At 36.9% G+C, this 24,595-nt stretch carries 28 protein-coding genes; 15 read left to right on the top strand and 13 right to left on the bottom strand.

All coding sequences use genetic code 11. The features are described 5' to 3' along the window. Positions 1–661: 661 nt before the first annotated feature. Together F9U64_RS14355 and F9U64_RS14350 are read left to right on the top strand one after the other, a co-directional pair. The gene (locus F9U64_RS14355; RefSeq protein WP_153404965.1) at positions 662–2,047 is read left to right on the top strand and encodes a vWA domain-containing protein; all 1,386 of its coding nucleotides are present in this window, start codon (positions 662–664) and stop codon (positions 2,045–2,047) included. A gap of 74 nt (positions 2,048–2,121) precedes the next feature. Further along, positions 2,122–2,493, top strand: a complete 372-nt coding sequence (locus tag F9U64_RS14350; RefSeq protein WP_153404962.1) for a hypothetical protein — start codon at positions 2,122–2,124, stop codon at positions 2,491–2,493. 164 nt (positions 2,494–2,657) lie between these two features. On the opposite strand, the gene F9U64_RS14345 is transcribed toward F9U64_RS14350, so the two are convergent. The 3 genes from F9U64_RS14345 to F9U64_RS14335 form a co-directional block, all read right to left on the bottom strand. Beyond that, a complete protein-coding gene (locus tag F9U64_RS14345) occupies positions 2,658–3,278 on the bottom strand; it encodes a DUF4352 domain-containing protein (protein ID WP_194287388.1) in 621 nt (206 codons plus the stop codon). Between the two features lie 184 nt (positions 3,279–3,462). Continuing rightward, positions 3,463–4,374, bottom strand: coding sequence for a hypothetical protein (locus F9U64_RS14340; protein WP_153404956.1), 912 nt, complete (start codon positions 4,372–4,374; stop codon positions 3,463–3,465). Between the two features lie 281 nt (positions 4,375–4,655). Then, a complete protein-coding gene (locus F9U64_RS14335) occupies positions 4,656–5,150 on the bottom strand; it encodes a YusW family protein (protein ID WP_194287387.1) in 495 nt (164 codons plus the stop codon). Between the two features lie 426 nt (positions 5,151–5,576). Here F9U64_RS14335 and F9U64_RS14330 point away from each other — a divergent pair, with 426 nt between their 5' ends. Next, on the top strand, positions 5,577–6,545 hold the full coding sequence (locus F9U64_RS14330) for a BadF/BadG/BcrA/BcrD ATPase family protein (protein ID WP_194287386.1): 969 nt from the start codon (positions 5,577–5,579) through the stop codon (positions 6,543–6,545). Between the two features lie 107 nt (positions 6,546–6,652). Here the strand turns inward: F9U64_RS14330 and F9U64_RS14325 are convergent, their stop codons facing one another. The 4 genes from F9U64_RS14325 to F9U64_RS14310 all read right to left on the bottom strand — a co-directional run bounded on the left by F9U64_RS14325 (position 6,653) and on the right by F9U64_RS14310 (position 9,803). Next, the gene (locus tag F9U64_RS14325) at positions 6,653–7,012 is read right to left on the bottom strand and encodes a type II toxin-antitoxin system PemK/MazF family toxin (protein WP_153404947.1); all 360 of its coding nucleotides are present in this window, start codon (positions 7,010–7,012) and stop codon (positions 6,653–6,655) included. Next, positions 7,012–7,245 (bottom strand): AbrB/MazE/SpoVT family DNA-binding domain-containing protein, encoded by a 234-nt coding sequence (locus tag F9U64_RS14320; RefSeq protein ID WP_194287385.1) that lies wholly within the window; start codon positions 7,243–7,245, stop codon positions 7,012–7,014. The genes F9U64_RS14325 and F9U64_RS14320 overlap by 1 nt, the downstream gene beginning before the upstream one ends. A 154-nt stretch (positions 7,246–7,399) precedes the next feature. Further along, complete coding sequence (locus tag F9U64_RS14315; protein ID WP_194287384.1) at positions 7,400–9,100, bottom strand: sensor histidine kinase; 1,701 nt, start codon at positions 9,098–9,100, stop codon at positions 7,400–7,402. Continuing rightward, positions 9,087–9,803: a response regulator transcription factor gene (locus F9U64_RS14310; protein ID WP_153404938.1), complete on the bottom strand. Its 717-nt coding sequence runs from the start codon at positions 9,801–9,803 to the stop codon at positions 9,087–9,089. Before F9U64_RS14310 ends, F9U64_RS14315 begins: the two co-directional genes overlap by 14 nt. A gap of 230 nt (positions 9,804–10,033) precedes the next feature. Here F9U64_RS14310 and F9U64_RS14305 point away from each other — a divergent pair, with 230 nt between their 5' ends. After that, positions 10,034–10,726 carry an ABC transporter permease subunit gene (locus tag F9U64_RS14305; RefSeq protein WP_153404935.1) on the top strand — a complete coding sequence of 231 codons (693 nt, stop codon included), beginning with the start codon at positions 10,034–10,036 and terminating at the stop codon, positions 10,724–10,726. Further along, a complete protein-coding gene (locus F9U64_RS14300; protein ID WP_153404932.1) occupies positions 10,727–11,632 on the top strand; it encodes an ABC transporter ATP-binding protein in 906 nt (301 codons plus the stop codon). Between the two features lie 75 nt (positions 11,633–11,707). Here F9U64_RS14300 and F9U64_RS14295 read toward each other — a convergent pair whose 3' ends face one another. Beyond that, positions 11,708–12,103 carry a helix-turn-helix domain-containing protein gene (locus F9U64_RS14295; protein WP_194287383.1) on the bottom strand — a complete coding sequence of 132 codons (396 nt, stop codon included), beginning with the start codon at positions 12,101–12,103 and terminating at the stop codon, positions 11,708–11,710. A gap of 253 nt (positions 12,104–12,356) precedes the next feature. On the opposite strand from F9U64_RS14295, the gene F9U64_RS14290 reads away from it, so the two are divergent. Then, a complete protein-coding gene (locus F9U64_RS14290) occupies positions 12,357–13,247 on the top strand; it encodes a ribokinase (RefSeq protein ID WP_153404926.1) in 891 nt (296 codons plus the stop codon). 139 nt (positions 13,248–13,386) lie between these two features. Here F9U64_RS14290 and F9U64_RS14285 read toward each other — a convergent pair whose 3' ends face one another. Together F9U64_RS14285 and F9U64_RS14280 are read right to left on the bottom strand one after the other, a co-directional pair. Beyond that, complete coding sequence (locus F9U64_RS14285) at positions 13,387–14,589, bottom strand: spr1629 family repressor/antitoxin (RefSeq protein WP_153404923.1); 1,203 nt, start codon at positions 14,587–14,589, stop codon at positions 13,387–13,389. A gap of 18 nt (positions 14,590–14,607) precedes the next feature. Continuing rightward, complete coding sequence (locus F9U64_RS14280) at positions 14,608–15,354, bottom strand: spr1630 family ClpXP-sensitive toxin (RefSeq protein WP_153404920.1); 747 nt, start codon at positions 15,352–15,354, stop codon at positions 14,608–14,610. A 468-nt stretch (positions 15,355–15,822) separates the two neighbouring features. Between F9U64_RS14280 and F9U64_RS14275 the strand changes: the two genes are divergently transcribed. The 5 genes from F9U64_RS14275 to F9U64_RS14260 all read left to right on the top strand — a co-directional run bounded on the left by F9U64_RS14275 (position 15,823) and on the right by F9U64_RS14260 (position 18,559). After that, on the top strand, positions 15,823–16,359 hold the full coding sequence (locus F9U64_RS14275) for a tubby C-terminal domain-like protein (protein WP_153404917.1): 537 nt from the start codon (positions 15,823–15,825) through the stop codon (positions 16,357–16,359). Between the two features lie 145 nt (positions 16,360–16,504). After that, the gene (locus tag F9U64_RS22640) at positions 16,505–16,666 is read left to right on the top strand and encodes a hypothetical protein (protein ID WP_194287382.1); all 162 of its coding nucleotides are present in this window, start codon (positions 16,505–16,507) and stop codon (positions 16,664–16,666) included. Positions 16,667–16,704: 38 nt separating this feature from the next. After that, entirely contained in the window at positions 16,705–16,881 is a 177-nt protein-coding gene (locus F9U64_RS14270) for a hypothetical protein (protein ID WP_228275734.1), read from the top strand. A gap of 48 nt (positions 16,882–16,929) precedes the next feature. Further along, positions 16,930–17,325 (top strand): hypothetical protein, encoded by a 396-nt coding sequence (locus tag F9U64_RS14265; protein ID WP_153404911.1) that lies wholly within the window; start codon positions 16,930–16,932, stop codon positions 17,323–17,325. A gap of 265 nt (positions 17,326–17,590) precedes the next feature. Further along, positions 17,591–18,559, top strand: a complete 969-nt coding sequence (locus F9U64_RS14260) for an NAD(P)-dependent alcohol dehydrogenase (RefSeq protein ID WP_153404908.1) — start codon at positions 17,591–17,593, stop codon at positions 18,557–18,559. A 162-nt stretch (positions 18,560–18,721) separates the two neighbouring features. On the opposite strand, the gene F9U64_RS14255 is transcribed toward F9U64_RS14260, so the two are convergent. Then, on the bottom strand, positions 18,722–19,324 hold the full coding sequence (locus F9U64_RS14255; RefSeq protein WP_153404904.1) for a type 1 glutamine amidotransferase family protein: 603 nt from the start codon (positions 19,322–19,324) through the stop codon (positions 18,722–18,724). Positions 19,325–19,426: 102 nt separating this feature from the next. Between F9U64_RS14255 and F9U64_RS14250 the strand changes: the two genes are divergently transcribed. Then, positions 19,427–20,353, top strand: coding sequence for a helix-turn-helix transcriptional regulator (locus F9U64_RS14250; protein WP_194287381.1), 927 nt, complete (start codon positions 19,427–19,429; stop codon positions 20,351–20,353). A gap of 178 nt (positions 20,354–20,531) precedes the next feature. Here F9U64_RS14250 and F9U64_RS14245 read toward each other — a convergent pair whose 3' ends face one another. Next, on the bottom strand, positions 20,532–20,951 hold the full coding sequence (locus tag F9U64_RS14245) for a DUF4181 domain-containing protein (RefSeq protein ID WP_153404899.1): 420 nt from the start codon (positions 20,949–20,951) through the stop codon (positions 20,532–20,534). A 370-nt stretch (positions 20,952–21,321) separates the two neighbouring features. Between F9U64_RS14245 and F9U64_RS14240 the strand changes: the two genes are divergently transcribed. Both F9U64_RS14240 and F9U64_RS14235 read left to right on the top strand, forming a co-directional pair. Continuing rightward, a complete protein-coding gene (locus tag F9U64_RS14240; RefSeq protein ID WP_153404897.1) occupies positions 21,322–22,086 on the top strand; it encodes a MerR family transcriptional regulator in 765 nt (254 codons plus the stop codon). A gap of 23 nt (positions 22,087–22,109) precedes the next feature. Next, positions 22,110–22,829 (top strand): CPBP family intramembrane glutamic endopeptidase, encoded by a 720-nt coding sequence (locus F9U64_RS14235; protein ID WP_153404894.1) that lies wholly within the window; start codon positions 22,110–22,112, stop codon positions 22,827–22,829. 105 nt (positions 22,830–22,934) lie between these two features. Here the strand turns inward: F9U64_RS14235 and F9U64_RS14230 are convergent, their stop codons facing one another. Then, positions 22,935–23,393, bottom strand: a complete 459-nt coding sequence (locus F9U64_RS14230) for a hypothetical protein (protein ID WP_153404891.1) — start codon at positions 23,391–23,393, stop codon at positions 22,935–22,937. Between the two features lie 443 nt (positions 23,394–23,836). Between F9U64_RS14230 and F9U64_RS14225 the strand changes: the two genes are divergently transcribed. Further along, positions 23,837–24,595: Gfo/Idh/MocA family protein (locus F9U64_RS14225; RefSeq protein WP_228275733.1), on the top strand; the 759-nt coding region annotated here is incomplete at its 3' end.

The raw sequence follows: 24,595 nt of genomic DNA, 5'->3' as shown, positions 1-24,595 counted from the left end.
CATTAGATTATTTAACACCGACTGAATACAAGTTAATCAACCTTTAAAAATTTGTTCGATTTAGTGTTGACATACCATTTCAGCCAACTGTCAACATGCAGTGATTCATTACGGATCATATCTTTCTTGTTATTATTGAATATTTCATTTATATTAAAAGTATAATATGGAGTGTGCAAGGGAGGAAATCCCCCCTTGTAAGTTTGAAGCATGAGACTATCCCTTGGCCGAGCGATGGTCTTTTTTCTTGAAGTTTACTATCGTGATAGTTAAATTAACCACCGCTGTCGTAACACCAACGATAGCAGCTACAAATGCCACAATCTCCATATCCCCCCTGTATGTGATTCATTAGGTTGTAATTTTCCTGGTCACTATTCTACTACGCCCTTGATGGACAACCAAGGAGTACTATCGACTTGGTTATTTTCTAAACTTAGTCCTAATCTATCTTTAGGAACAATTAGTACTTCCCTCATGTTATTTCCATAATGGTAAAAGGCCTATAACACAGACCTTTTACCTGCCTTTTGTTAGTTGCTATGAACCATTTTTTCCATTTTTAACTAACATTTAATAATTTTGTGTTATACTCTAGTCGAAAAAATACCATGGGATTCGTAATATTAACGATTGATGATTCGCCAAAGGGGAGTATGAGATGAAAATTAGCAGACTGTTAGGTTATGGGTTGATTATCTGCATTCTCTTTATTGCAGGTTGCTCTAATGATACAAGTAATCAGGAGAATGAAGAACAGCCCGAAAACATGGAATCAAGCCATGAAAGCACAGAAACGGCTAATGCTGAAGCTAATCAAACGACTAATGACGATTATTTACGGTATGTCACAGAGGATCCTGAAGAAATGGTGCAACTGGAGCCAGGGCCCTATAGTGGAGACAATTATGATTTGGAGGCAATAAAGAAAGAGATCGAAGGATTTCCTTCAGGGGAATCAAAGGATGACTATTATTATCGATTTATTTCATTAATAGCAGAGGATTATCGTTTTTTCTATGAAGCAATACAAGATTTCGATACTTCCTTTGCTGCACCTACTGCACAACCTGATGGGGAGTTAAGTACACCAGAAGGGGTAGTCGGCCCAAAAATGAACGTGCAGATTTTACTTGACTCAAGCGGGAGTATGGGAGGAGAGATAGACGGTATTAGTAAGATGGAACTAGCGAAGGATGCTGTACAATCGTTTGTAGCAGAGCTTCCAGAAGAAGTCCAAGTTTCCTTGCGTGTATACGGTCACAAAGGTACAAGTGATCCAGCCGATTGGGAGTTATCCTGTAATAGTTCTGAACAAATTTATCCACTTGGGGAATTTAATCAAGAGGAATTTACCGCTTCGCTTGAGCAATTTTCTCCAGCTGGCTGGACCCCTTTAGCAAAGTCGATGGAGGAAGCGATGAATGATTTAAAAGACCAGACAGGGGAAAATGTGAATAATATTATCTATATTGTTAGTGATGGGATGGAAACATGTGAGGGGGATCCTGTTCAAACTGCTAAAAGTCTGAATCAATCAGAGATAGAAGCTGTTGTTAATATTATTGGCTTTGACTTGGACGATGAAGGGCAAGAGGCACTTAAGGAAGTCGCTGAAGCCGGTAATGGCGACTATTCGACAGTCCAATCAAAAGAAGATTTGCAAAGGTTTTTTGAGCAAGCGAAACGAGACCTGCGCTCAGAATGGCTGCGTTGGTCCGGTGAGAATGTAAGCCACTATCTCGACTCACAGAATGAAAGAGTTAATGCCTTATTTGATACAGAAAAAGAAGCAAGAGAGCTTGCGAAAATAGAGCGAGAGCGGATGGAGGAAATTGCTGCATACTGGAATGAACAATTAAGCGAAGAAGAGAGTGATTTAGAGATACGGCCTTTTGAAGCATCAAAAAGACAACGCGATTTACGATCATATTTATTTAACACTTCTTTTTCATATCGTAAGGAATTACGGAGTAAAGGTTTAGAGTTGAGAAATGAAATTCGTGATAAGGCAGGCGAAGAGCGGGATAATTTGAAAAATGAGTAGTTTGCATTTAATCGTTTAGGAGAACAACAATAGTTTAGCTTAAAGATTTATTATGTGAAAAAGGAGCTTTTGTCATGGTAAAAAGAATTTCTATGGTGCTATTAACGTTGGTATTCGCTATTATTACTTTATTAGCAGCAGCAACAACAGGACCTGTTACTGTTAAGCCCGATGAACTAGTTGGTTTGATGCTGTCTGCATTAATGTTAGTATTGCTATTTATTCCACTTATTGTCTTAGCAATTTTTCATCATATTGTTGCAAGAATAATTTCTTCATTCTATCAGAGTTTTATCCTTCTTTGTTTTCTAATCATGATACCAATGGGAGTTCTTCTGCCAAGTTCCTGGCTGATCGCCAGCGCAGTTGCAGGGTCTATTGTTTCTCTTGGCAGTAACATTATTACTATTATAGAAAAGAAGGGTAATTCAGTTATTAGTACTTAACAAGATGGGTCTGACTCAAATTAGTTTTACATTATAATCTTTTTTTGAGCGCTTGATACACGAAAGGATTTTTTCTGAAATGCGGGGAAGGTTCTCCTGTTGCACTTTCTCAAAGTGAAACGACAGAACCTTCCCTTGATCACTTCTATTTAACGGCGCCCGTATTATTCAGCTTCATCTGCTGTAAATTCAAATGAAATGGTATTTGCATTAGCAGAGGACTCACCACTAACTAATGAATAGGAATTACCAGCTGGTACATCATATAATAATACACCTGTTTGTGATTCATTAGGTTGTATTTCTCCTGGCCACTCTTCTGCTACTCCATCAATGTAAAACCAAGGAAAACCACTGGCATTTTCATTGTCTAAACTAAGTCCTAATCCATCTTCAGCGACAACTGGTACTTCGCTCAGGTTTTTAAGTGTAACGTTTGCGATAACATAGTTGCCTTCCTGACTTGGCTCATCTCCCGCAGTTTCCGTGATCTCTACAGAATTGAGCGTAATTTCAAATTCCCGGATAATATCCTGATACCCATACTTCCAATGAGCCGTGTCGCCAATAGATAAACCAAGCTGATTTTCAGGCAAATCAAGGTCTCCGTAAAAACTTTCGTCAACATCTTTTTGCTCTTCCTCTGCGTCTCCTGAAGATTCAGTCATGGTTTCTTCTGTATCAGGAGTTTCGCTTACCTCTTCATTTTGTGCTGAATTACTGCAAGCACTAATCGCCAGAATACTGATAAGTAAAGTTAATGTGATCATGATTCTTTTCTTCAATTTTATCCCCTCCACGATGAAGTTTCTTTGATAAGTTACAGGTGTCTGTTCATTAAACCCGTATAGTTGCATTCTAACATAAAAGGATAAGGCACGTGAAAGTTCGTCAGAGTTTGTACATTAGCTCGTTATTCTGAAAGAGAAGCCGCACTCTTGCTGAATCAATATGTCCGATCAAAGTAGTTTAGTCATTTATTAATGTAAAATCATATATTCTATTCTCGTTTTCATCATACATGACAATTTTACTGTAGGTACCTTCTTGTTTTTCTTTAAAATCCTGTGGAGTAGTTAAAATGACTTTATTACTATCGATCCGATAGAGGACAACTAAATCTTTTAACAATTCATTTAAGTTTTCCTCAACTATTTGCAATCTGTAACTGTTGGATAATGTTAGTTTGCTTTGAATTGCTGTAAAGATGATAGGATAAAAAGTAAATATTAATATATAAAGCAGCAAATTCGAAAGAAACGAAGAAAATACAGACGGAAGATTCTCCACAGTAAAGTTATCATCTATTATGTGATCATAATAAAATCTTACAGTTAAATACATCCCAATTAATAGGATAGACAACAGATTAAATATTACTAATACACGAAGGGATCTTGTTCTTGTGGAAAATAACGTATTAATTTTATTCAATCCAGGGACTTTCATGAATCCCGCTTTTATTTTTGTAGTGTAGTTTTTTATCCGTTTATTAGAATGAAACTTTTTGGTAAAGAAAATAATAGCAAACAGAATGCTGGAAAATAAAAAGACAAAAAATGATAAAGTGGCAGCTAGTATAATTACCAAATAAAAAATAGATGATTGATTAATAGTTAAGGCAATTGAAAAACTGAAGATATTAACACAGAGAAAATATGTCAATATGACAACTCCCTTTTCTACTATACCGTCTTTAATATTGTCTATTCTCGGCGAAAACAGTTTTTCGATATGAGTCTTATTGATTACTTTTACAATCGAGTGTTCAACAGTACGAAATGCCCCATATATAGTAATGGATGTGGTTAAAACTAACAATATATTTCTTAAAGTAGTACTTGATAGAATATTAACTAATTCTTCTTGCAGATGCTCCATTTATAAAAGACTCCTTAGACTAAATTATTAGAAAGAAGTGTATTCGTCCTCTATTAATGCTGCCCCTTGGTGTGATGGAAGGGTCTAATTTAAAACTTCTTTCAAATCTTCCTTTTTCCTATTATACCAAATTTTACATAATAAATGTTGGGATTAATAAGAAAGGAGATCAGCAGAGTGCTCCCTGTATTATAGTGGCGCTATATTTAATCTAAATAAGAAATAGTACTTACTATCACCACAACATAAAAACAGGCTTAAAGTTCAAGCCTGTTTTCTATTTACATCCTATACTCTTTCTCCGTACCACTATCGAATTCGATCTCCAGTTCAATATTCTGTGCGTCTGAAGGTATGCTAAAAGCCTCTGTAACTGCATTTAATACTTCTTCGTCTGATGTATTTTCATCAAATTCAAAGGAAGTAAAGATACTGTCCAGCTCTTCTATTGCTGCATCACCAGCTAAATCTATATCTTGTGATTGATCTCGATAGGATGCTTCCATGTTATCATCTTGTTCATTGTCATAGTCCACTTCCAGCGCATCATTTGTATCTGTGTAATCTGCATCAAGATCAAATTTTGTGAAACCGTAGCCGGTATCTGTATTAGCATTTGTATCCTCATTCGGGCTTGTATTGTTATCATTTGTTTGCTGCTGCTCATCATTTGTCGCATTTTGTGGAGGATTTTCTACCTCATCATTATCCCCGCAAGCAACGAGCAGTACTGATAGAATAATTAAACTCCCTAACCAAAGCAGTCTTTTTCTCATCTGCATGAACACTCCTTTATGTCTAGTTGGTTATATTATTACCAGAATATTAGTAGTATAAACTACTTTAACAGGAACGGTTAAAATGTCGCCAAGGATATGGTTATCACATTACATCAAGGATTCAAATTATACAGCTATAAATAAAGGGATTGTATTGCCAAGCTGGGTGAATGAAATACAATTTACACATTTACGTAGTCGAACGAAAAATATTATCATATGATGTTCACAGTGTTATAATTTTGGTATGCATGTAATCGTTTTCTAAGGGCAGATCTTAATAGTCAATATTCAAAAATAGCAGAGGTAATTGTTTATCAAGTGTCGTCATAGTGAGGAGATCACACCAACCATCCCGGTTTCACAACTGTAGTAGAGGTCTCCCTTTTCTGAAATGGAATGAAAAAATGGGAGGTTGGAAGTATGTCTAGTCGATTTGATGTTGTATTAGGTATAGATGGGGGAGGAACTCATACTCGAGTGGTGGTTGCTGATATGGAAGGAAATAAATTATCTTACACTGAAAAAGGTGCTTCCTCTATAAAAAAAGATTTGCGAGCCGTAGAAAATGTTCGTGAGGCAATCCTGGAAGCATTATCACTAGCAGCCTGTAATGTTACAAATGTTAAGGGGGTTACCGCTGGAATTGCGGGCCTTGATTCAGTAGAGGACTATAAATGGGCAGAAGAACTTATTAGAATAGAAGGGTTGAATTGCCCGAAATGGATAGTAAATGATGCTGTGATTGCTCAATCAGGTGCCTTTTTGATGAAACCGGGAATTGTGGTGGTATCGGGCACGGGTTCCATTATATTTGCTGTTAACGAGGCAGGAAAAGAGATACGCAATTTTGACTTTCATCAGTATGCTTACAGTGCGGCACGTTTTCTATCTTATGATGTTATTTTTGAAATATTATCAGGCAACATAAATGAAACGGATCAGAAATTAGTTAATCAAGTATTATCTTTTTGGAATGTGAAAGAGATTAATGAGCTTAGGTTGTTAGGATTAGAAGGTTTTATTGAAGATGACAGAGAACGCAACAAGTTTTTCGGGCAAATGGGATCTTTAGTGACGGAAGCAGCTAATGATGGAAGCGAGCTTGCGAGAAGTGTATGTGATCGATCTATTCATCAACTGGTGGTTGGTGTGGAGATATTAGGTTCTTGTTTTTCATCTGATGTTGTTCCTGTAGCATATATAGGAAGTGTTCTAGCAAGTCCTTATATGGAAACTGGCATAACCGAATCTTTACAGCAAAGAAGCCGAAAAATATATGAAGTTAGAGAGCCTGTACTTTCCGCTGTGAGTGGTGCAGCTTTAATGGCATTGGCGAATCTTGATACTCAAATTACGGATGATACCATTAACAATTTAAGAAAAGTTTAAAAAGTCGAAGTGAAAGAAGTTTGGAAAAAGGAAAGTAAGGGCTGTTCTCCTGTTGCACTTTCTATGAGTGACACGCCAGAACCATCCCTGCTTTGCTCAAAAAAATATTAAAAACCGCCACTTCGTTCTTCATATTCTTCGTAGATATAAGTATGTATAACTTGTACAACTTTATTTACAAAATCATTCGGTGCTTTTCCTTTTATTTCGGCATTTCTTGTTTTCCAATCTAAATTTTTGATTTGGTCGGTAATAATGACACCTTCGAAAGCAAGCCCTTCAGGTACAGGTATATGGAAACCCCATTTTCTTTGTGTCCTGCTGATTGGACATACGGATGCATAACCGGTAACAAGATTAAATTTCTCAGGGGAGATAACAAGAGCAGGTCTTCTTCCTGCCTGCTCAGTTCCAGTCTGTGGGTTAAAGTCTAAATAAATAAGGTCACCTCTAGCAGGTACTTGCATTATAATTCCTCCTTCCCGACCGTGTCACCAAATAGCTCTCCAACTGGATTCTCTCCTTCACATTGAGAAAGCAGGGACTCCAATGTTGGTCTATCTGATACTTTTAACATCATTCCATCTTGCAGATCATAAATTTCTAATTCAGTACCGTTCTCTACACCATATTTTTGGGCTAATTTAAATGGTATTCGAACGCCAATACTGTTCCCCCACTTCTTAGCTGTAATAGACATGATAAACACTCCTTTATGGTGCTTTTTTTCCATTATATCACAACCTTTATTATATGTATATACTAGTATATACATATAACGATGAAATTATACTTTTTCCCTACCTTAACCATAAATAATTTTCAGGACATGAATTTATATAATAACAATTTTTTTATTTAACAACAGGCAATAAAATCCTTATAGTCGTCCCTTCTCCCGGCTTACTTTGCACACTAATCGACCCATCGTGCAGCTCGATCAATTGCTTCGAGATGGCCAGCCCAAGCCCTGTACCGCTGTCAGACTCTGTTGTATTGGTTCCGCGATAATAACGTGTGAACAGATGCTGAACCGTTTCCTTGTCCATTCCTACACCGTTATCCATGACTTTAATAACAATTAAATGCTGTTCGATCAGTTCGGTTGAGACCGTAATGACAGTATCGGCAGGATTATATTTTAAAGCATTGGCGATCAGGTTATCCATCACCCGCTGAAACCATTTGGCATCAAAGGATGTAATAATTTCCTTCGCTTCAGGTTGAAAGCGAAGCTCCTTATCATCATAAATAGGGTTATTAAAAAATTGCAGCAGGCTTCTGCGAATACATTCATTGATATCTGCTTGCTCTTTCATAATTGCTAATTCCTGATTTTTTAATTGATAGGTTATGTTCAGGTCTTCAATTAAATCCTTCAGATACATGGATTTTTCTCCAATAATGCCGGCAAAGTCCCGAATCTCTTCTTCGCTCCAGGAATAATCACCAGATTCCATCATATTCGCATAGCCTTGGATGGATGCAAGAGGTGTTTTTAAATCATGGGAAATCCCGCTGATCCATTCCTCCCTTGACTGAGAAGTCCTTGCGCGCTCTGATTCTCTTTCTTTTAAGATGGTGGTTAGTTGTGTCAAAGTAACTATCAAATCTTTATAGAGATGGTATTTCTTTTTTACGGTTCCATGTTTATTTACAAGCACCGATTGTCCGGTTCTCTGGTTAACAGGCTCCTCGTAGATGCCCTGTCTCAGGTTTTGCAGCCATCTCATAAACGTAAGTAAGGGAGAGCTGAATTTATGTGCATACCAGTATGTAGCCAATAATAAAAATAAGATGGTGAGAATCGCGATGATTATCACACTGTTATTAATTGTTCCTTGAATATTTGTTTTCAAGCTGGAAGATACAGGTGCTTTCCCTACAACCAATGTTAGTTGGGAAGGCTGATGGACATAACTTGCCGCATGATCGGTTTTTTGCTTAGCTTTGATGGCCAGCATGTCTTCTGTACGATAGGCAGCGGGAGCCTCTTGTCCATAACTGTCGAGTACGTTTCCAGAATCATCAACAAGTATCGTCCAATTAGCATGAATGTCCAGGATCTGTTTGCTTGCTGCAGAGAGCTCCAGTGTTTGAGTTTCCCAACTTACATTTTCCTGTATTGCCTGCATTGCGTTTCCTTGCCAATCATATATACCAAAAACGACGTAATAGGGATGCTCTGGATATTTTTGCACCTCCCAATAGGTAGTAATATCGGATGGTAATGTGGCAAGATTTCCTTCTGCTAAGTTATCGGGGGCATGAAAAGTGCCAATAATCTCGCCCTTTTCGGTTAAAACAGCAAGCCAGCCGTCCTGTTCCTCCGCTAAGACTTGTAAATCCTGATCAAATTGTGCAGTTTCGTCCTCTATCTCCACTCTCGATTCAATAAATGATTCACTGGCCTTTGTCAGATCGTCGAACGTCTCGGTTTGTTCTAAGAAGTATCCTATCAGAGCCATAATTGTTATGGCGAGTACAGTAAAAATGAAAAACAGTACAAGCAGCTGGGAGAGAAATTGCACGATAAACCTTCTATGTGTTTTCATGCCTGTCCCCATCTGGTACAAACTTATACCCAAGCCCTCTGACTGTTATGATATAGTTCGGCTTGCTCGGGTTTTCTTCGATTTGCTCTCTGAGTTTATGGATATGAACCATTACGGTGTTATCTTCCCCAAAGTATTGATCGCCCCAGACTTGTTCGTAAAGCTGGCTTTTACTAAAAACTTGATTGGGATGCTGGCAAAAGAACAATAACAGGTTATATACCTGTGCTTGCAGCATCACTTTTTCCCCGCGTAAAGTAACTTCGGCAGATAACGGATGAATGATTAAATCACCAAACTCATAATAGGTTGGCTGCTGTTTGGCATTTGGGCTATCTTTTCTCCGTAAATGTGCTTTCATTCTGGCAACAACCTCTAGTGGATTAAATGGTTTGGTAATATAATCATCAGCTCCAACAGCGAAGCCAGATAATTTGTCCAAATCTGTTGTGCGGGCAGTTAAAAAGAAAATCGTTGCACTGGAGATAGCCCTGATTTTCGGACATACTTCCAAACCATCCTCGCCAGGGAGCATCACATCCAATAAAATGATGCTGTACTCTTTGCGCTTACACAGCTGAAGAGCTGCTTCCGCGGTTTCAGCTGTATCAATTTGCGTAAATCCCTCTTTTTTCAATATCGTTTGCAGCATATGTAAGATTGCTTGTTCATCATCAACAATTAATATAGGTGAATGTTGCATAAAGGCACTCCTAATTCTAGTATTCTATATGCTTATCACAGACGCTAAGCATCCTGATAAGTTTCGCAAATGATCAGTGGATAGAAACCCCTCCACTGATCAAAGTCTCACTTTATCATACCATTTCTTAATGAAATGAGAGACCAGTTAAGGAAAAATTAAGGCAGCATTTCTTTGTGGTTAAGAAAGAGACGATATAATAGATAGTGTAGAAAAAGGAGGAGAAATAAATGCTTGCCATCTGCAAAAGAGAATTTATTCAATCATTTAAAGGAATTAAATCGATTATTATTATTGCCATCTTTTTACTTACAGCGTATTATTCTGCTGATTTTTCAGACTTGCTGCTATCATTAAGTGATGATTTTACCAGTGAAGAAAAGCAGATCATCCATACCGTCGGAATTTCCTTTCTCATCATGTTTCTCGGGATGTTGTTTGTGATGGGGCTTTCCCATGATATCGTCAATCGCGAAATGCATGAACGCACGATAAGATTTCTGGTTACACGTACTTCGCGTACATCGATCATCGTTGGAAAATTTCTGGGGATCGCTCTGTTTTGGTTTGTTTGCTTACTAACTAGTTTCGTGATTATCAGTATATTTGTCCATCGTTTTGATCTTATTACATTGTTCCAATCGGCAAGTCTGGCAATCTATTATAGTGCCTTTACCGTTCTCCTATCTGTCCTTATACCAAAACCAAGCATAACTATGTTTCTTAGTATTGTCATCGGGATTGCGTTCCCTATCTTAAATGGCTGGGTCTCCTTAACTTCTAATGTATGGGTAAGCTGGCTAAAGTATTTGTTCCCTTTTTATTATGTAGAAGAACAGAATTATAGCTTTCTTGTTGTTTTACTGTTAGCGGGCGTTATGGTAGGGATCGCATTACTTGTATTCAGAAGGAGGGAATGCTAAATGCTGGCGATTGAAACAAAGCAATTATCGAAATCATTCTGGAAGAACAAGGTCGTAGATAATATTGACCTCCAAGTGGAAAAAGGAGAAATATTAGGCTTCTTAGGCCGAAATGGTGCTGGTAAGTCGACATTTATTAATATGTTAACAGGAATTATCCAGCCTAGCTCAGGGTCTTATGCTTTATTAGGGGTACAGGGACCAAATGATTCCATAAAAAAGAAGATTGGTGTTATGCCTGATTATTCCTCATTATATGGATCAATGACAGCGATAAATCATCTTCACTATCTGGCGGATGTGTCAGGCAAGCCTGTCTCCCGTCAGCATTGTATGGAGGTGTTAAAGCTTGTCGGGTTGGAGGAGCATGCCAATAAAAAGGCGGGAAAATTTTCATTCGGCATGAAGAAGAAGCTTGCGATTGCCCAGGCAATTATCCATGATCCACAATTGATTTTCCTGGATGAACCAACCTCAGGGTTAGACGCAGAATCCGTTATTCATATCCATCTATTAATTCAGCAGCTGCATCAACAAGGAAAAACGATTTTTATGACTTCTCATAACCTTGATGAAGTGGAGAAAATCTGTTCACGCATTGCCATTATGAAAGATGGTAGAATTAAAAAGAGTGGTACAATGGATGAACTCCGGGCTTATTACCAGTCCACCATTACTGTTACAATTAAACATTCACCAATTCGACCGGCAGATTTGAGCACAATGCAGCAATGGCTGGAGCAGGCAGGGACACAGCTGGATATAAAAGAGAACCATTTTACAATCCAGGTAGAAAGTGAGCAAAAAATTGCGGAAATCATTCGTGCACTTGGTACCTATAAGATTGATATTTACCGTGTGGACGTGGAAGAGCCTTCGTTAGAGGAGATATTTTTGGAGGAATAGGAATAGTATCTCAGAGAATGGTGAAGAGATAATGCCTTCTATGGCTAACAGTTAGAGCAGAAATGAAAATCCCCTTCATTTCTGCTCTTTTTCCATGTCTAATTCATTCTTAATAAAATGCCATAATCGTTCTAGGCGATGTAAGTCCGTCTTAGGAGCAATGCTTATTTCTTCTAATAATTTTGATTGTTTTAAAAAATTGATAGAATCCAGCTCTTCATATGTTAAATGGTTGAGTTCATCAGCGGACAGATTCGCTGAGTTCTTGACATTCGTGAGTCCCAGTAAGTAATCGGTCGAAACATTAAATGTTGCTGAAATTTCTTTAATGGTTTCTAAGGATGGTTCATTTCTCCCTTGCTCGTAATATCCGTAGGCACTGGTTGAAATATTTAGTTTCTTGGCCATCTCTTCTTGTTTGAATTCATATTCCTCTCGCAGCCCCTTTAGTCTTTCTTGAAATATTAACATCATATTCTCCTTTTTGGATGCATTATACAACCTAAGCTTGTATAAATAGTTATATACAACAAATAAGTGTTTTATGTATTTACCTACAACATTTTGTTGTATATAATGAGGGTGTTGTTACAAAAAGAAGGGGGGCTATTATATTTTTGTTAATATTCCTAAAAATAATGGAGTAATTAATACGAAAATCTCTCGGATTAACTTTGTATAAATAAACAATAGGAGTATAACTTCGAAAAGGAGTGAATATTTCATGGATGCCCAGTCATCTCTAAAACCTCAAATCACCGTAGTAGGAAGGATAAATATAGAATTCATTACCACAGCAATTAAATGGGAAATACCAGGAAAACCGTTGGAAGGAAAAGTATACAAAATTTCTCCCGGCGGTAAAGGAGCAAACCAGGCAATAGCAGCTTCACGCTTTGGTGGTGAAGTTACCTTTTTAGGTGCTGTCAGTGCAGATCAATGTGCAGCTTTAGCTCTGGAAAATCTCCAACAGAATAATGTGTTAATAGAAAATGTTTTAACTGTCCCAGATAAGACAACAGAGAAAGCTTTTATCTCTGATTATGAAAATACAGTCATGATAATCGAAGGGGCAAATGATGCCATAAGTTCAGTTAATGCCAGTTATGGAAAGCTAAAAAAAGCAGATATTGTCCTAATGCAAAATGAGATTCCAATAGAAGCTCAGAACCAGATAATAAATTACTGTCACGAACATCAGATTCCCGTCATCTATAACCCTGCTCCCGTAAGGAAGCTGGATAAAGAAATGATAGATAAACTAACTTTTCTTACACCGAATGAAGAGGAATTGCCAATAATGATGAATGGTGATCTTTATAACAGGAAGGTATTTGATAAGATAATCTGCACAAAAGGGGAGAAGGGAGTGGAGTTTTTTCTGAATGGCAGGAGAAAACAAATTCCAGCCTATGAGATAAAAGCAGTGGATACAACAGGTGCTGGTGACACATTTAATGGGGTATTGGCAGTTGAGCTGGCTAAAAAGATGGATGTAGAGGAATCTATTAAAATGGCTAATTTAGCTGCTGGCATAGCAGCTGGCAAAAAAGGAGCGCAAGCTAGTATGCCTACAATTGAACAGGTTTATAAATATATGGAAAACGCTGATTGATAGAGTTATGGGGAATTTATCATCTTTAGGATATGACAGTGGTCATCAAACGGACAATTAATTCACCATGTTTTTTCATCGAATTAACCCTGTGAATATAAAAAGGTAGACTCTACAAGCAATAGGTCCACCTTTTTCATTAAAAATTAGCCTTACTTGGAGCGACATTTGTAACATTTATTAACTCAAAATCTTGATCATGGCTAATATAGTTGTTGAAAAATGCTGCGTCTATACCTGTTAATCTGTGCAAAAATGAAATATCTACCATCCAATCCTTGTCGATCATCTCTCTCAGATCGATCAATTTCTTATTAGCAATTAAGTCAATAATTGATTTAATCTTTTCAGGTTTCTGGATTGCTAATGATTCATCGAGAGGTTCTCTTTTGAGATAACCTTTCCGATGAAGTGATGCATAAAAGTTCCGGTGCTTTTTGGTATCTAATACCTCTAAATTAGCAGCTCGATAACCTATTACTTGAAGAGATGTTTTCCACTTCATTTTAAGATCTATATAAGCATCAGGGTTAGTAATCGAAGCAACGTTTTTAATATCCTCTAACAGTTCTTCTTCAGGTAATAGAAAAGTACCGGCAAATAGATTAGCTTCCTGCTCAAGTTCTTTGTGTTCCTGACGGTTTAAACTAGTGAACTCCACCTTATAGTGAAGCAATAAATGGCCAAGTTCATGTGCCAGGTCAAAATTTCTGCGTACTGCTGAGCGTTTTAAATTTCCTAATACAATAAAAGGTCGATCTTGCTTCGTCCACAAACTATAAGCATCAATTTCATCACCAATTGGTTTTTCAAAGATGAATATACCGCTTTTTTCCATTAAAAACATTAGATTATCATTCGTATCACTTCGAAACGCTAATCTTTTACGTGTCAGTGCTGCAATTTTATTTATTTGTGTTTGTCTATCATCTACAGAGTTATTCAAATATCCAATTACTTCGTCTCTTAATTGAATGATTTTTTGTGTTGGCAGTGATAAATTAGCGGTTATATAGTTAACAAAGCAATCTAAGAATTCAACATGCTTTGCTTCTGCTTGTGTTTTGGATATAACATTCATTACTTTTGAACGGTAAGCAATATTAATGACTGATATGCTTTCTGGCACTACATAACGTTTTAGGATATCCTTTTGATAAAAATACTTACTCTTAACATGAAAGATAGACTTTAAGTCGTTTACAATTTGCATTTTTGGTGATGTGTAATTATTCTCATACTGCCATACTGCCTGTTCTGTTACATGTAACTTTTCAGAGAGCTGTTTGCGTGAATAGCCATGCAGGATACGAAGATTAGTCAAATTTTCACCAATAAACATTCTGCTCCCCCTCAAACTTTAATTGTTCTCTTCCTCTTCTTCCTCTAAGATGCCAATGTCGAAAGCTGCAGGATCTATTATACCATTGTCCTGCTCTGGTGCGATAATCTCACGTTCTTCATCCGTTAATTCAGATCCAGTAATATATCTGGAAAGATCCTCTACTTTATATGCTTTATTATTCTCTGGATTAGGTAAATAATGCATAATTTCAAAAATTTGATAGGCACTGTCAATCTTATAGGTGAGAATGTGAAATTCATTGTATGTATGCTGAAAGTGCTCTACTTCATCCAAAATTTGTTCCTCAGTAACAAAGAAAGAGAGTTGTTTATTATTTTCATTAGAAAATCCGTCTTCATCTTCTGGAGCAAACTCAAGTCTATGGTTTATTTTTGAAAGTTCATGGAGATAGGTTCTTCGGGTCTTACTGCTATGATTATTTGGTAATACTGCCTGTGAGAAGTTATTTTCATTAAAATATGCTGCATTCTTAATAAGAAAAAGCTTTTTGGTATCATCGTGGATAAATTGTAAGTAGTCCCATGTCAGTCCTGCTTTGGCAGTTTTATAAGTTATATTAAGTGCAGGGCTGATTTCTGAGATTTTATTTTCTATAAAGTTTCCTTTCGTCCATGCAAAGGCAGAACTAATAGTCATTTTTTCGTGGCGGTCTTTACGATGGTCGATGTAATCGCGATATCCTTCAACAATAGCATTAACAATCATTTCACTTTGTTGCGGTTCAAATTTATATCTATCCATAGCTACCACTCCTTATAACTCTAATTATCTACATTTTACAACACATGGAATGAGATTTATATGATTTTTTTAATTATTTTTAAAGTTAAAGTGATAGGATGGTTTATATTTATAGTTAATATTATTGTGATTCCAAAATTCCATAGTGATTACCTCGCTAGTAGTGTTTTCTGTCTCTCATTATCTGGGTTAGGAAATTCGGTAGGATCCTTTTTTCTAAACAACCAAATGTAAATTTTTTGTTTAGTTAACACTAAAACCCCCTAATCCATTGACTTATCTCCAATTCTTCAAGACAATCGAAGGGAACACATGAAAATGAAATATATTGTGCTTATATTAAGCAATAGGGGAGCGAAAATAGAGATAAACTTGGCTCAAATGGTACAATCCCAATCCACGTTTTGGTAATATTTTCTTAGGGAAATAATTATACATATAAATAAATAATGAGAGGGAGATCTATTGATGCAACAGTATTTCTTTAAAGAAAAAGTTTTTGGTTTATCTGAGAAAGATTTAGTTGTGGAAAGTGAAGGAAATCAGACAGATATTTCTTTAAAGGTTTTCTTTAAAAATGGCGTTCAGCGCGTTTTTAGTAAATATCTTGGCGGGATCGGTGATGGTGTCTTTATCACTTTTAACATTAGAGCAGAAAACAGCGACAATAAATATGAATTTATACAAGAGCCCTTTTATAAGAACTTGATTAAATCAAAATGGAAGGTTTACCATAATGATAAGGAAATCGGAATATTTGTTACAAAGTTTGGTGTAACAAAAGATAAAATGGTAGCCGAACTAACGGACCATACGATTACTGTATCAGGCGGGAAACTCTCCAAAGAAAAGAAAATACTGGAAAACGAACAGGAAATTGGATCAGTTATTTCTTCACGATTTAAAATGGCGGAAGAGCATGAAATTCGTTTAGACGAAAACTATGATCCTGCTCTATTAATCGGTCTCTTCCATGTCCATCAAACATTGCTATCCACACAATAACTTCACCATAGAGTAAACAAATCCACTACAGCCTAGATAATTGTTATCTGAAAAGTTTAGTTTTTTTATACGGTACCCGTATCGCACATTTATTTCTATTGTATAATTCTATAAAGAATTCAATTACTAAATGAGGTGGTTATGAATGACTGCTGATGAGATAATGAAAGCAATTGAAGAAATGGATAATGGGGAACGGATCAAATTACTTAACAAGTTATTTGATAATTACTTTGACAGCAGACCTCCAAAAGAGCAAATCATTAAAGAAAAAGAAGAAATGTTCTGGGGTAAGGAAGATGAGTAAGACAGGAAAACGTGGAGAAATATGGACTATTGAGTTAAATGTTAAAAGAAGCCCAGTTAGAAATGAAAATCCTAGACAATGAACAGGAGATTGGCACAGTCATTTCTTCACGTTTTAAAATGGAAGAGCATGAAATTCGCTTAGAAGAAAACTATGATTTTGCTTTATTGATTGCGCTCTTCCATGTTCATCAAACATTACTATCCACACAATAACTTCAACATAATATGCAACCCATTTTGAAAAAAGGGAGATTAAATGAAGTGAACAGTCCCCAAAATGAAATGAAGCTTATCATCCCAAAAGGGTGTGATAATGCACCAAGGAAACAAATTGTCATTGATTTTACTATAGCTATATGGAAGCGGCAGAATGATATCATTATGGAATATGCAGATGAATCGATTGTTTGGTTTCAATTAAAAGAAGATAGAAAAATAGAAGGTCTATCTGCATTTATTTCCAGTTTAGAGGAAGGAAATAAACAGAACATTGACTGTCTTGAGATTCACCAAGTCATCACCCACGGGAAATCCGCTTCCATCAATGGTGTGCTTTCATTAACTGATGGTACAACCATTAATTTTTGCGATGTCTATCTATTTAGTAATACAGCAAGGTCCGGAAAGGTTAAGGAATTAAAGACATACAAAATATAACCATTTTTATCTTCCAGCTTTGTAAGAAGTACCACAATTAGAAACGCACTTTCAATTTGACCCATCTTTGCAGCACTCCTCTAAAATTATCGATATCCTTACCACAATCTTAACAAAAATGAAGTATGAATATGTGAAAGCAACCATAACTTGATAAGGAATTAGCCAAAGGAAATACCCCCGAGTGAATAATTTAAACCACCAAATGAAAAAAAACGCAAAATTCACCGTGGAAATATGATAAAAGAATATAAGGAGGAAAAAGATGAAAGCAATTGTCAGTGAAAGATATGGAACTCCGGATGTATTGCGACTGAGTGAGGTAGCTGCACCTGTACCTGAGGAAAATCAGGTGCTGGTAAAAGTTCTTGCATCATCACTCAATTACGGAAATCTTGTTTTACTAACAGGGAAACCACTGCCAGCTCGTTTAGCATTTGGGCTCAGAAAACCGAAATACCAGATTCCAGGTGGGGATATGGCTGGGATTATAGAGGCCGTTGGGGAGAAGGTTACCAAGTTTCAGGTTGGTGATGAGGTATATGGGGATTTATCCAGCAATGGCTGGGGTGCTCTGGCAGAGTATGTAGTTACAGCCGAAGAGTCATTGGCTTTGAAGCCTGGTAATCTGTCATTTGCAGAAGCTGCAGCTGTTCCCATGGCAGCGACTACTGCCCTGCAAGCATTAAAGAACAAAGGGAAAGTAAGGGCAGGACAGGAAGTATTAATTCAAGGGGCATCAGGTGGTGTGGGAACGTTCGCCATTCAAATTGCGAAAGCTGTTGGTGCAAAAGTAACGGCTGTGGTGAGTACTAGAAACGCAGAATTGGCAAGTTCCCTTGGTGCTGATCATGTGATTGATTATCAAAAAGGAAACTTAGAAAATCATCAGCAAACCTATGATTTAATTCTAGGAGTAAATGGATCTCACTCTCTTTCCACCTATAAACAAAAGTTAAAAAAGAACGGCTTATTTGTCCTTGTTGGCGGTCCTAGTGACCAATTGTATCAATTCATGTTGCTGGGTCCTTGGATATCCATGTTTGGAAATAAGAAATTCAGTTCCTTTATGCAAAAGGCGAATCAACAAGATCTAGTTTTAGTGAATGAGTTCATCGAAGCGGGGAAAGTGAGACCAGTTATTGACAAAACATATCCCTTACATGAAGTCCCTGCCGCATTTACGTATTTTCAAAAAGGGCGTGCACAGGGGAAAGTGGTTATAACAATATGAAAGGCCATCGAAACCATTATGGTGAACTCTAAAAATAGTTTCTATGCGGGCCTGAAAGAGCTTTTCGATAATTTGATTGGAGAAAAATCTAACTATCCCAGTTATCAATTCACCGGGACAGTTGTGATTAAAAAAGTATCATCTTGAAAAGAGTGAAACAAATCATACCGTTCTTTGTGCTTCATAGTACCCTACTTTATGAAACTGATAAACTTGATTAATTTGATCCTTAGAATATGCTTCTAATAATTCAAGGATAGCTTTGGCAAAGTCTAATGCGGCTGTGCCATTTGCTGTCACGATATTCCCGTCCCTGACTGCTTGTTCGCATACATAATTCTCTTCATTCTGATAATGTTCCTTTGCATATTCTTTTAAGTCATTGATCTCATTGCTTGTATGCTTGATATCATTCAACCAGCCATTAGCGCCCATAAAAACAGTCGCATCACAAATTGCCCCAATCGGAATATCCATAGTACGTGCCTTTTCTACAAGTGGAATGATTTTGCTGCTAAGCGGCTTGCGCCATGAATTACCGCCAATCAGTAGTAAACTGGAGAAACGCTCTGGAATATTGTGAATCGTATAATCCGGCATGACACGTAAACCGCCAATTGACTTAATGACACCCTCATCGATACTGACAAACTTTGTCGTATAATGCTCCGAACTGTTTAAAAATGCGGCAACATATGCTAATTCCCATTCAGCAAACTCATCAAGTACAACGATTAATACCTCTTTTTTCTCGATTTGATCCATTTTCAAATCACTCCTCTTCTCATTTAAATTTTGTAATACTTATAGTTTATATTAGAATAGTGACAACTAATGACACCTATTAAAGAAAAAGGGGAGAGGAATTTGAGTAAGGCGGTCAGATTGAATGAGCTGAGATTATATATAAATAGAGTGAAGAAATTTAAAGTAAATGATTTGGCGAAAGAATTTAATGTTTCCAGAAGAACCATTCTTCGCGATCTCGAAGAGTTAAGCATTTCAGGTGTACCCTTAATATCAGAGGTAGGAGTTAATGGGGGATATCAGGTTTTAGAAGAGAAAAATCTGCTATCAGTCTCATTTACGAAGGAAGAAACTTTTTCAATCTTTTTTGCTCTCACTTCGTTAAAACATTTTATGAGCCTGCCTTTTGAATCTGAGTATGAATCGATTATCAGGAAATTTTACTTGAATTTAAATGGACTAATGAAAGACGAGATTGACTCTATCAAAAATAGGGTGGATTTCCAGATAGATAATCAGAGTGAAGAGGTTCCTTTTCTGAAAGAGCTGTTTATGGCAGCGGTTGAGAATGAGCCTTTATGTATTTCTTACAAGGGAGTGAGAAGAGATGTCCAGCCGATTGGATTGTATTCTCGCTACGGAAGATGGTATTGTCCATCATACTGTTATCTGAGAAAGGATTATCGACTGTTCCGCTGTGATCACATATCTGAGCTTGAAATAACTGATAGGGAAGATAAAATAAAAATTGAAGTCAACAACTTGAGCGATATCATCAGCAGCATTTCACAAGAGAAAGAATATGAGCTTGTTGTGCAGTTATCTCCTACTGGTGTTAAGAAATACCAATCAAATAGTTGGCCAAACTCTAACCTGGTAGAAAGCAATGGTCAAGCGGTAGTATATGGGTCCATAAGCGAGACTGACGTTGATTTTCTCGCTGATTATTTCATCTATCTAAGAGAGGATGCAAAGGTAATTCAGCCTGTTGAGTTAGTGGATGAGATCAAAAAAAGAATCTCTGTATTGAGAGGACTATATGAGTAAGCTTTTGAGATTGCGCTAGCTCGCCGAATATTAAGAAACATGAATAAAGACTTCGCTGAGCAGGAACCACAGCAACGATTAGAACAAATAAACGAGTACTTATCAGGCTACGTGGATGGTTGGTTTATGATTTAATAACGGAAAATTTGCATTGTAGTAAACTAGGCTCTGGCTCTGCTTATACTAATCCAAAAAAATCAGTCTGAAATAGTGTGAAAAACAATAAAAAAATAAATATAATTTCACCAATTGTCACTTTATACGCGTTAGGATTTTGTGCATACTTTTGTTCCATAACAGCCCGAACTATCTGAATCGCAAAAATGAAAATAATTAATATGAACCATGGTTGTAAAAACCAATACCAATTTGCCGGGTCTCTACTCATGTTTATAATGTATCCTGCTATAAGCATGAATATTGCAGCAATTCTAATGATCCAATCAATCCTTTTATGTTTCCCGTTAACATGGTTATAGGAAGACCATTTCGGTCTCTCCACATTCAACCATCTTCTTATTATAAGAGTAAACGAAAACCATAATATTAAAATGATAGCTAATAAGAATAGTAACTTCATCAAGTCTAAGCCATACATAAAATCCCACCTAACTTTTGAATTTTCATGCTACAAATACAATCGCTATGTGAAATACAACTTTTTTATAATATCATTATCATTATTTTAACATAAAATCCCATAAATTCTAGGGGTCCCCCAATAAAAGAAAATTATTGAGAATGAACAGGAGATTAGCACAGTCATTTCTTCCGGTTTTAAAAAGGGAGAACATGATATTCGCTTAGACGAAAACTTTACTCCTGCTTTATTAATCGGTTCTTTCCATGTCCATCAAACATAATTATCCACACAATTGCTTCAACAGAAAAATAATCAATAATAACTTGCACCTCCATCTACTGGAGGTTTTATAATAGAATCAAACCTTCAGATAGGAGCAAGCTTAATGAATAATGCTAAGGAGTTTTCTATAGGGGAATTTTCAAAAAGAACAGGAATATCGATTCGTAATTTACGATACTATGATGAGATAGGCCTTTTAGTACCGGCAAAACAGCCATCGTCAGGCCATCGAATCTATAAGTATCAGGATATTATCACACTCCAAAAAATTCTCAGTTTAAAGTTTCTCGGCTACAGTTTGGAGGGTATTACCGCATTGCTGCATCAATCAAGTTTTACTGTTGATCTGAATGAAACATTAACACACCACTTAAATGCCTTGGAAGCAGAAAAAGAAAAACTCGAAAGATCCATGAATGCGATTAGAAGAGTGATCAGTTTACTTAAAGAGGAAGGAGAGGTAGACAGTAATTTACTGTTTAGTCTGATTAATGGTTTACCTGCAGAACATATGCAGAAGAACTGGCTGGAAAAGCATCATCTAAAAGAAGTTGTGGAAGGTTTGTCACAGAAAACAGTGGAAGAGAATATCACGCTGGATCAGACTTTTGTCCAGATGACAAAAAAAGTAAGGCGATTATATGGTAAGCCAATCGAAGACATGGAAGTACAGGCAATGGTGGAGTCATATATAGAGGAAACCTTATCTTTTCTTGGAGAGGATTTAATGCAGGTAATTGTCAATGTGCATCTGGAAGAACAGGAGCTTCAGGACCTGGAAGACATGACGCCTTCTCCTTTTACTGAGAGAGAACAGAAATGGCTTATCCAGGCGATAGATTACTATATGGAAAAGAAATCAGAATAATAGATTCTGGAAGGGGAAGGAAAATGGATTTAATTATCTGGCTGTTACTATTGTTCCTGCTGTTCTATGAACCAGTTATCGGCTATTTTGATTATCAGAAATTTAAAAAGAGAGTCAAAACAGATCAGAATGCCAGAATGAAGTATTATAATCAAGTGATGATCGCATTATGGGTACCAACATTCGTCATTTTATTATTAATTTTCTTTACAGAACTGACCTTCAGAGATATCGGTCTGGCACTTCCAACGATTAACACAGAACCATTGGGAACTTGGCTGACCTATGTTGGGCTTGGCAGCGGTATTAGTTATATTGTGATTGTCTTGTATTTTATTATTGGCTATCAATTTAGTAATAAGATCAAGCAGGAATTTTCACAAAAGCAAAAGGCAGGTTTGGAAAATTCGGTTATTGCACCATTACTGCCTGTTACCGAAAGGGAGAAGAAGAGATGGAATTATGTTTCCGTAACTGCAGGACTGACTGAAGAGGTGATATACAGAGGCTTTACCATCTATGCGTTAGCCTACTTATTTCCCAGCCTTTCCATCTGGGCAATCATACTGTTTGCTTCACTAATATTTGGTCTTGCCCATACCTATCAAGGGTTTGTAATGGGGGTGGTAAGAACCAGTCTCTTTGGTGTTTTATTCTGCATTATATATATAAGCACAGGGTCGATTATTCCTCTGATTATTCTGCATTTTTTAGTGGATTATATTGCCAAGTTGGGTGAATGAGGGGAAAACAGAAATCAGTGTCTGTCACTAATTAAGGTGGAAGTGACAGGTTTTTTTATCAAAATTAAGATAGAGAGAGCGTATAGCCCCAAATAACAAACCTCTCTAGTTATTATCCTGATATTGTGACTTAAGCTTATATATATCTTCATCATGTTTAAAAGACAGTTCCTTCAGATATCCGATATCATCCTTTGTAGCCATGTTTTTCATAAGAATAGTGGTTTGAGCATGATACTCACTCAATTTAGCGGTTTGCTCCTGAATAGAATCAGTCTTTTGTTCTAATCGGTCCAACCGTTGATTTGTTTCCTTCTGTTCCTCTTTTAATCCGTGAACCTCATCTCTTATTCCATGAACTCCACCTTTTAAACCGTGAACTTCGTCTTTTATTCCATAAACATCATCTTTTAGACCGTGAACTTCGTCTTTTATTCCGTGAACATCATCTTTTAGACCGTGAACTTCGTCTTTTATTCCATGAACATCATCTTTTAAACCGTGAACATCATCTTTTAATCCATGAACTTCACCTAATATCTGCAATAAAAGTTTTTCCGACATTTAATAACATCTCCTTATTAAATATGATTTGATTATAGCATACATAATGGACATTGGGACACAGTATACCTGGAGTTTTCGAACAGGATGAATTTTTAAATGAGGTACATTCTAAGAAGTTTTTAGAGGGTAACATAGGCTAGTGGTTGTTATTTGCATCACCTGCTTTTATTTACTGTGAATGATGACAACAAGGAACATACGTTCTATTTTTATTATAGCGCTATCTCTAATAAAGATCAAGTATTATAGCTATATATTTTATAGAAAAACTTATATATTAACTATTGAAATACAATGAATTTAGAGTCCATTCCTCATTTCTTTAAATTAGCATTATCTTACTACTTATCCAATCCCACTAATGCTAAACTAAAGATTATACAACCAACAATAGATAATGCTGAGAAGTTCACGTTGGGAAAAGAGGGAGGAAAATTGCCATGAAATTCAAAAAAGTCCGTGGGGGAATCATTGGCTGTGGGGATGTAACAGAAGTGAAGAGTGGACCTGCTTTTCAAAAGGTAGAAAACTCTGAGTTAGTGGCGGTAATGCGGAGAACTGGTGAATTGGCGAAAGACTATGCAGAAAGACATGGTGTTGCCAAGTGGTATGACGATGCAGATGCTCTGATCCATGATCCAGACGTTGATGCCGTTTATATTGCGACACCTCCCGGCTCACATAGGGAATATACATTGAAGGCAGCAAAGGCAGGAAAGCCTGTTTATGTGGAAAAGCCAATGGCACGTAACTGGGCGGAATGCAATGAGATGGTGCAAGCCTGTCAGCAGGCGAAAGTGCCATTGTTTGTTGCATATTATCGCAGAGCCCAGCCTAAATTTGTCAAAATTAAAGAGCTGCTGGAAAATAACGAGATTGGCGCTATTCGATTTGCCTCAACAACACAGTATCAAAAGGCGGCGGAGAATGTGACGAACTCAGAAACGCTACCTTGGCGTCTTCAGCCAGAACTCTCGGGCGGTGGGCTGTTTTTTGACTTAGCCAGCCACACCCTTGATATATTGGATTTCTTATTAGGACCGATTAAAAAAGTGCAAGGTATTGCATCAAATCAGGCAGGTCATTATCAAGCGGAAGATATTGTGACAGGCAATTACTTCTTCGAATCAGGCGTTCATGGTGTTGGAAACTGGTGTTTCTCTGCCTATGATCATAAGGATATCAATGAAATTGTCGGG

Source organism: Gracilibacillus oryzae, from assembly GCF_009498735.1.
Lineage (GTDB): Bacteria > Bacillota > Bacilli > Bacillales > Amphibacillaceae > Gracilibacillus > Gracilibacillus oryzae.
Note: the sequence above shows the minus strand (reverse complement) of the source record. Positions and strands in the feature narration are given on the sequence as shown.

Coding starts and splice junctions, on each gene's coding strand:
- F9U64_RS14355 (WP_153404965.1), top strand. CDS start 662: ATGAAAATTAGCAGACTGTTAGGTTATGGGTTGATTATCTGCATTCTC.
- F9U64_RS14350 (WP_153404962.1), top strand. CDS start 2,122: ATGGTAAAAAGAATTTCTATGGTGCTATTAACGTTGGTATTCGCTATT.
- F9U64_RS14340 (WP_153404956.1), bottom strand. CDS start 4,374: ATGGAGCATCTGCAAGAAGAATTAGTTAATATTCTATCAAGTACTACT.
- F9U64_RS14335 (WP_194287387.1), bottom strand. CDS start 5,150: ATGAGAAAAAGACTGCTTTGGTTAGGGAGTTTAATTATTCTATCAGTA.
- F9U64_RS14330 (WP_194287386.1), top strand. CDS start 5,577: ATGTCTAGTCGATTTGATGTTGTATTAGGTATAGATGGGGGAGGAACT.
- F9U64_RS14325 (WP_153404947.1), bottom strand. CDS start 7,012: ATGCAAGTACCTGCTAGAGGTGACCTTATTTATTTAGACTTTAACCCA.
- F9U64_RS14320 (WP_194287385.1), bottom strand. CDS start 7,245: ATGTCTATTACAGCTAAGAAGTGGGGGAACAGTATTGGCGTTCGAATA.
- F9U64_RS14315 (WP_194287384.1), bottom strand. CDS start 9,100: ATGAAAACACATAGAAGGTTTATCGTGCAATTTCTCTCCCAGCTGCTT.
- F9U64_RS14310 (WP_153404938.1), bottom strand. CDS start 9,803: ATGCAACATTCACCTATATTAATTGTTGATGATGAACAAGCAATCTTA.
- F9U64_RS14305 (WP_153404935.1), top strand. CDS start 10,034: ATGCTTGCCATCTGCAAAAGAGAATTTATTCAATCATTTAAAGGAATT.
- F9U64_RS14300 (WP_153404932.1), top strand. CDS start 10,727: ATGCTGGCGATTGAAACAAAGCAATTATCGAAATCATTCTGGAAGAAC.
- F9U64_RS14295 (WP_194287383.1), bottom strand. CDS start 12,103: ATGTTAATATTTCAAGAAAGACTAAAGGGGCTGCGAGAGGAATATGAA.
- F9U64_RS14290 (WP_153404926.1), top strand. CDS start 12,357: ATGGATGCCCAGTCATCTCTAAAACCTCAAATCACCGTAGTAGGAAGG.
- F9U64_RS14285 (WP_153404923.1), bottom strand. CDS start 14,589: ATGTTTATTGGTGAAAATTTGACTAATCTTCGTATCCTGCATGGCTAT.
- F9U64_RS14280 (WP_153404920.1), bottom strand. CDS start 15,354: ATGGATAGATATAAATTTGAACCGCAACAAAGTGAAATGATTGTTAAT.
- F9U64_RS14275 (WP_153404917.1), top strand. CDS start 15,823: ATGCAACAGTATTTCTTTAAAGAAAAAGTTTTTGGTTTATCTGAGAAA.
- F9U64_RS22640 (WP_194287382.1), top strand. CDS start 16,505: ATGACTGCTGATGAGATAATGAAAGCAATTGAAGAAATGGATAATGGG.
- F9U64_RS14270 (WP_228275734.1), top strand. CDS start 16,705: ATGTTAAAAGAAGCCCAGTTAGAAATGAAAATCCTAGACAATGAACAG.
- F9U64_RS14260 (WP_153404908.1), top strand. CDS start 17,591: ATGAAAGCAATTGTCAGTGAAAGATATGGAACTCCGGATGTATTGCGA.
- F9U64_RS14255 (WP_153404904.1), bottom strand. CDS start 19,324: ATGGATCAAATCGAGAAAAAAGAGGTATTAATCGTTGTACTTGATGAG.
- F9U64_RS14245 (WP_153404899.1), bottom strand. CDS start 20,951: ATGTATGGCTTAGACTTGATGAAGTTACTATTCTTATTAGCTATCATT.
- F9U64_RS14240 (WP_153404897.1), top strand. CDS start 21,322: ATGAATAATGCTAAGGAGTTTTCTATAGGGGAATTTTCAAAAAGAACA.
- F9U64_RS14235 (WP_153404894.1), top strand. CDS start 22,110: ATGGATTTAATTATCTGGCTGTTACTATTGTTCCTGCTGTTCTATGAA.
- F9U64_RS14230 (WP_153404891.1), bottom strand. CDS start 23,393: ATGTCGGAAAAACTTTTATTGCAGATATTAGGTGAAGTTCATGGATTA.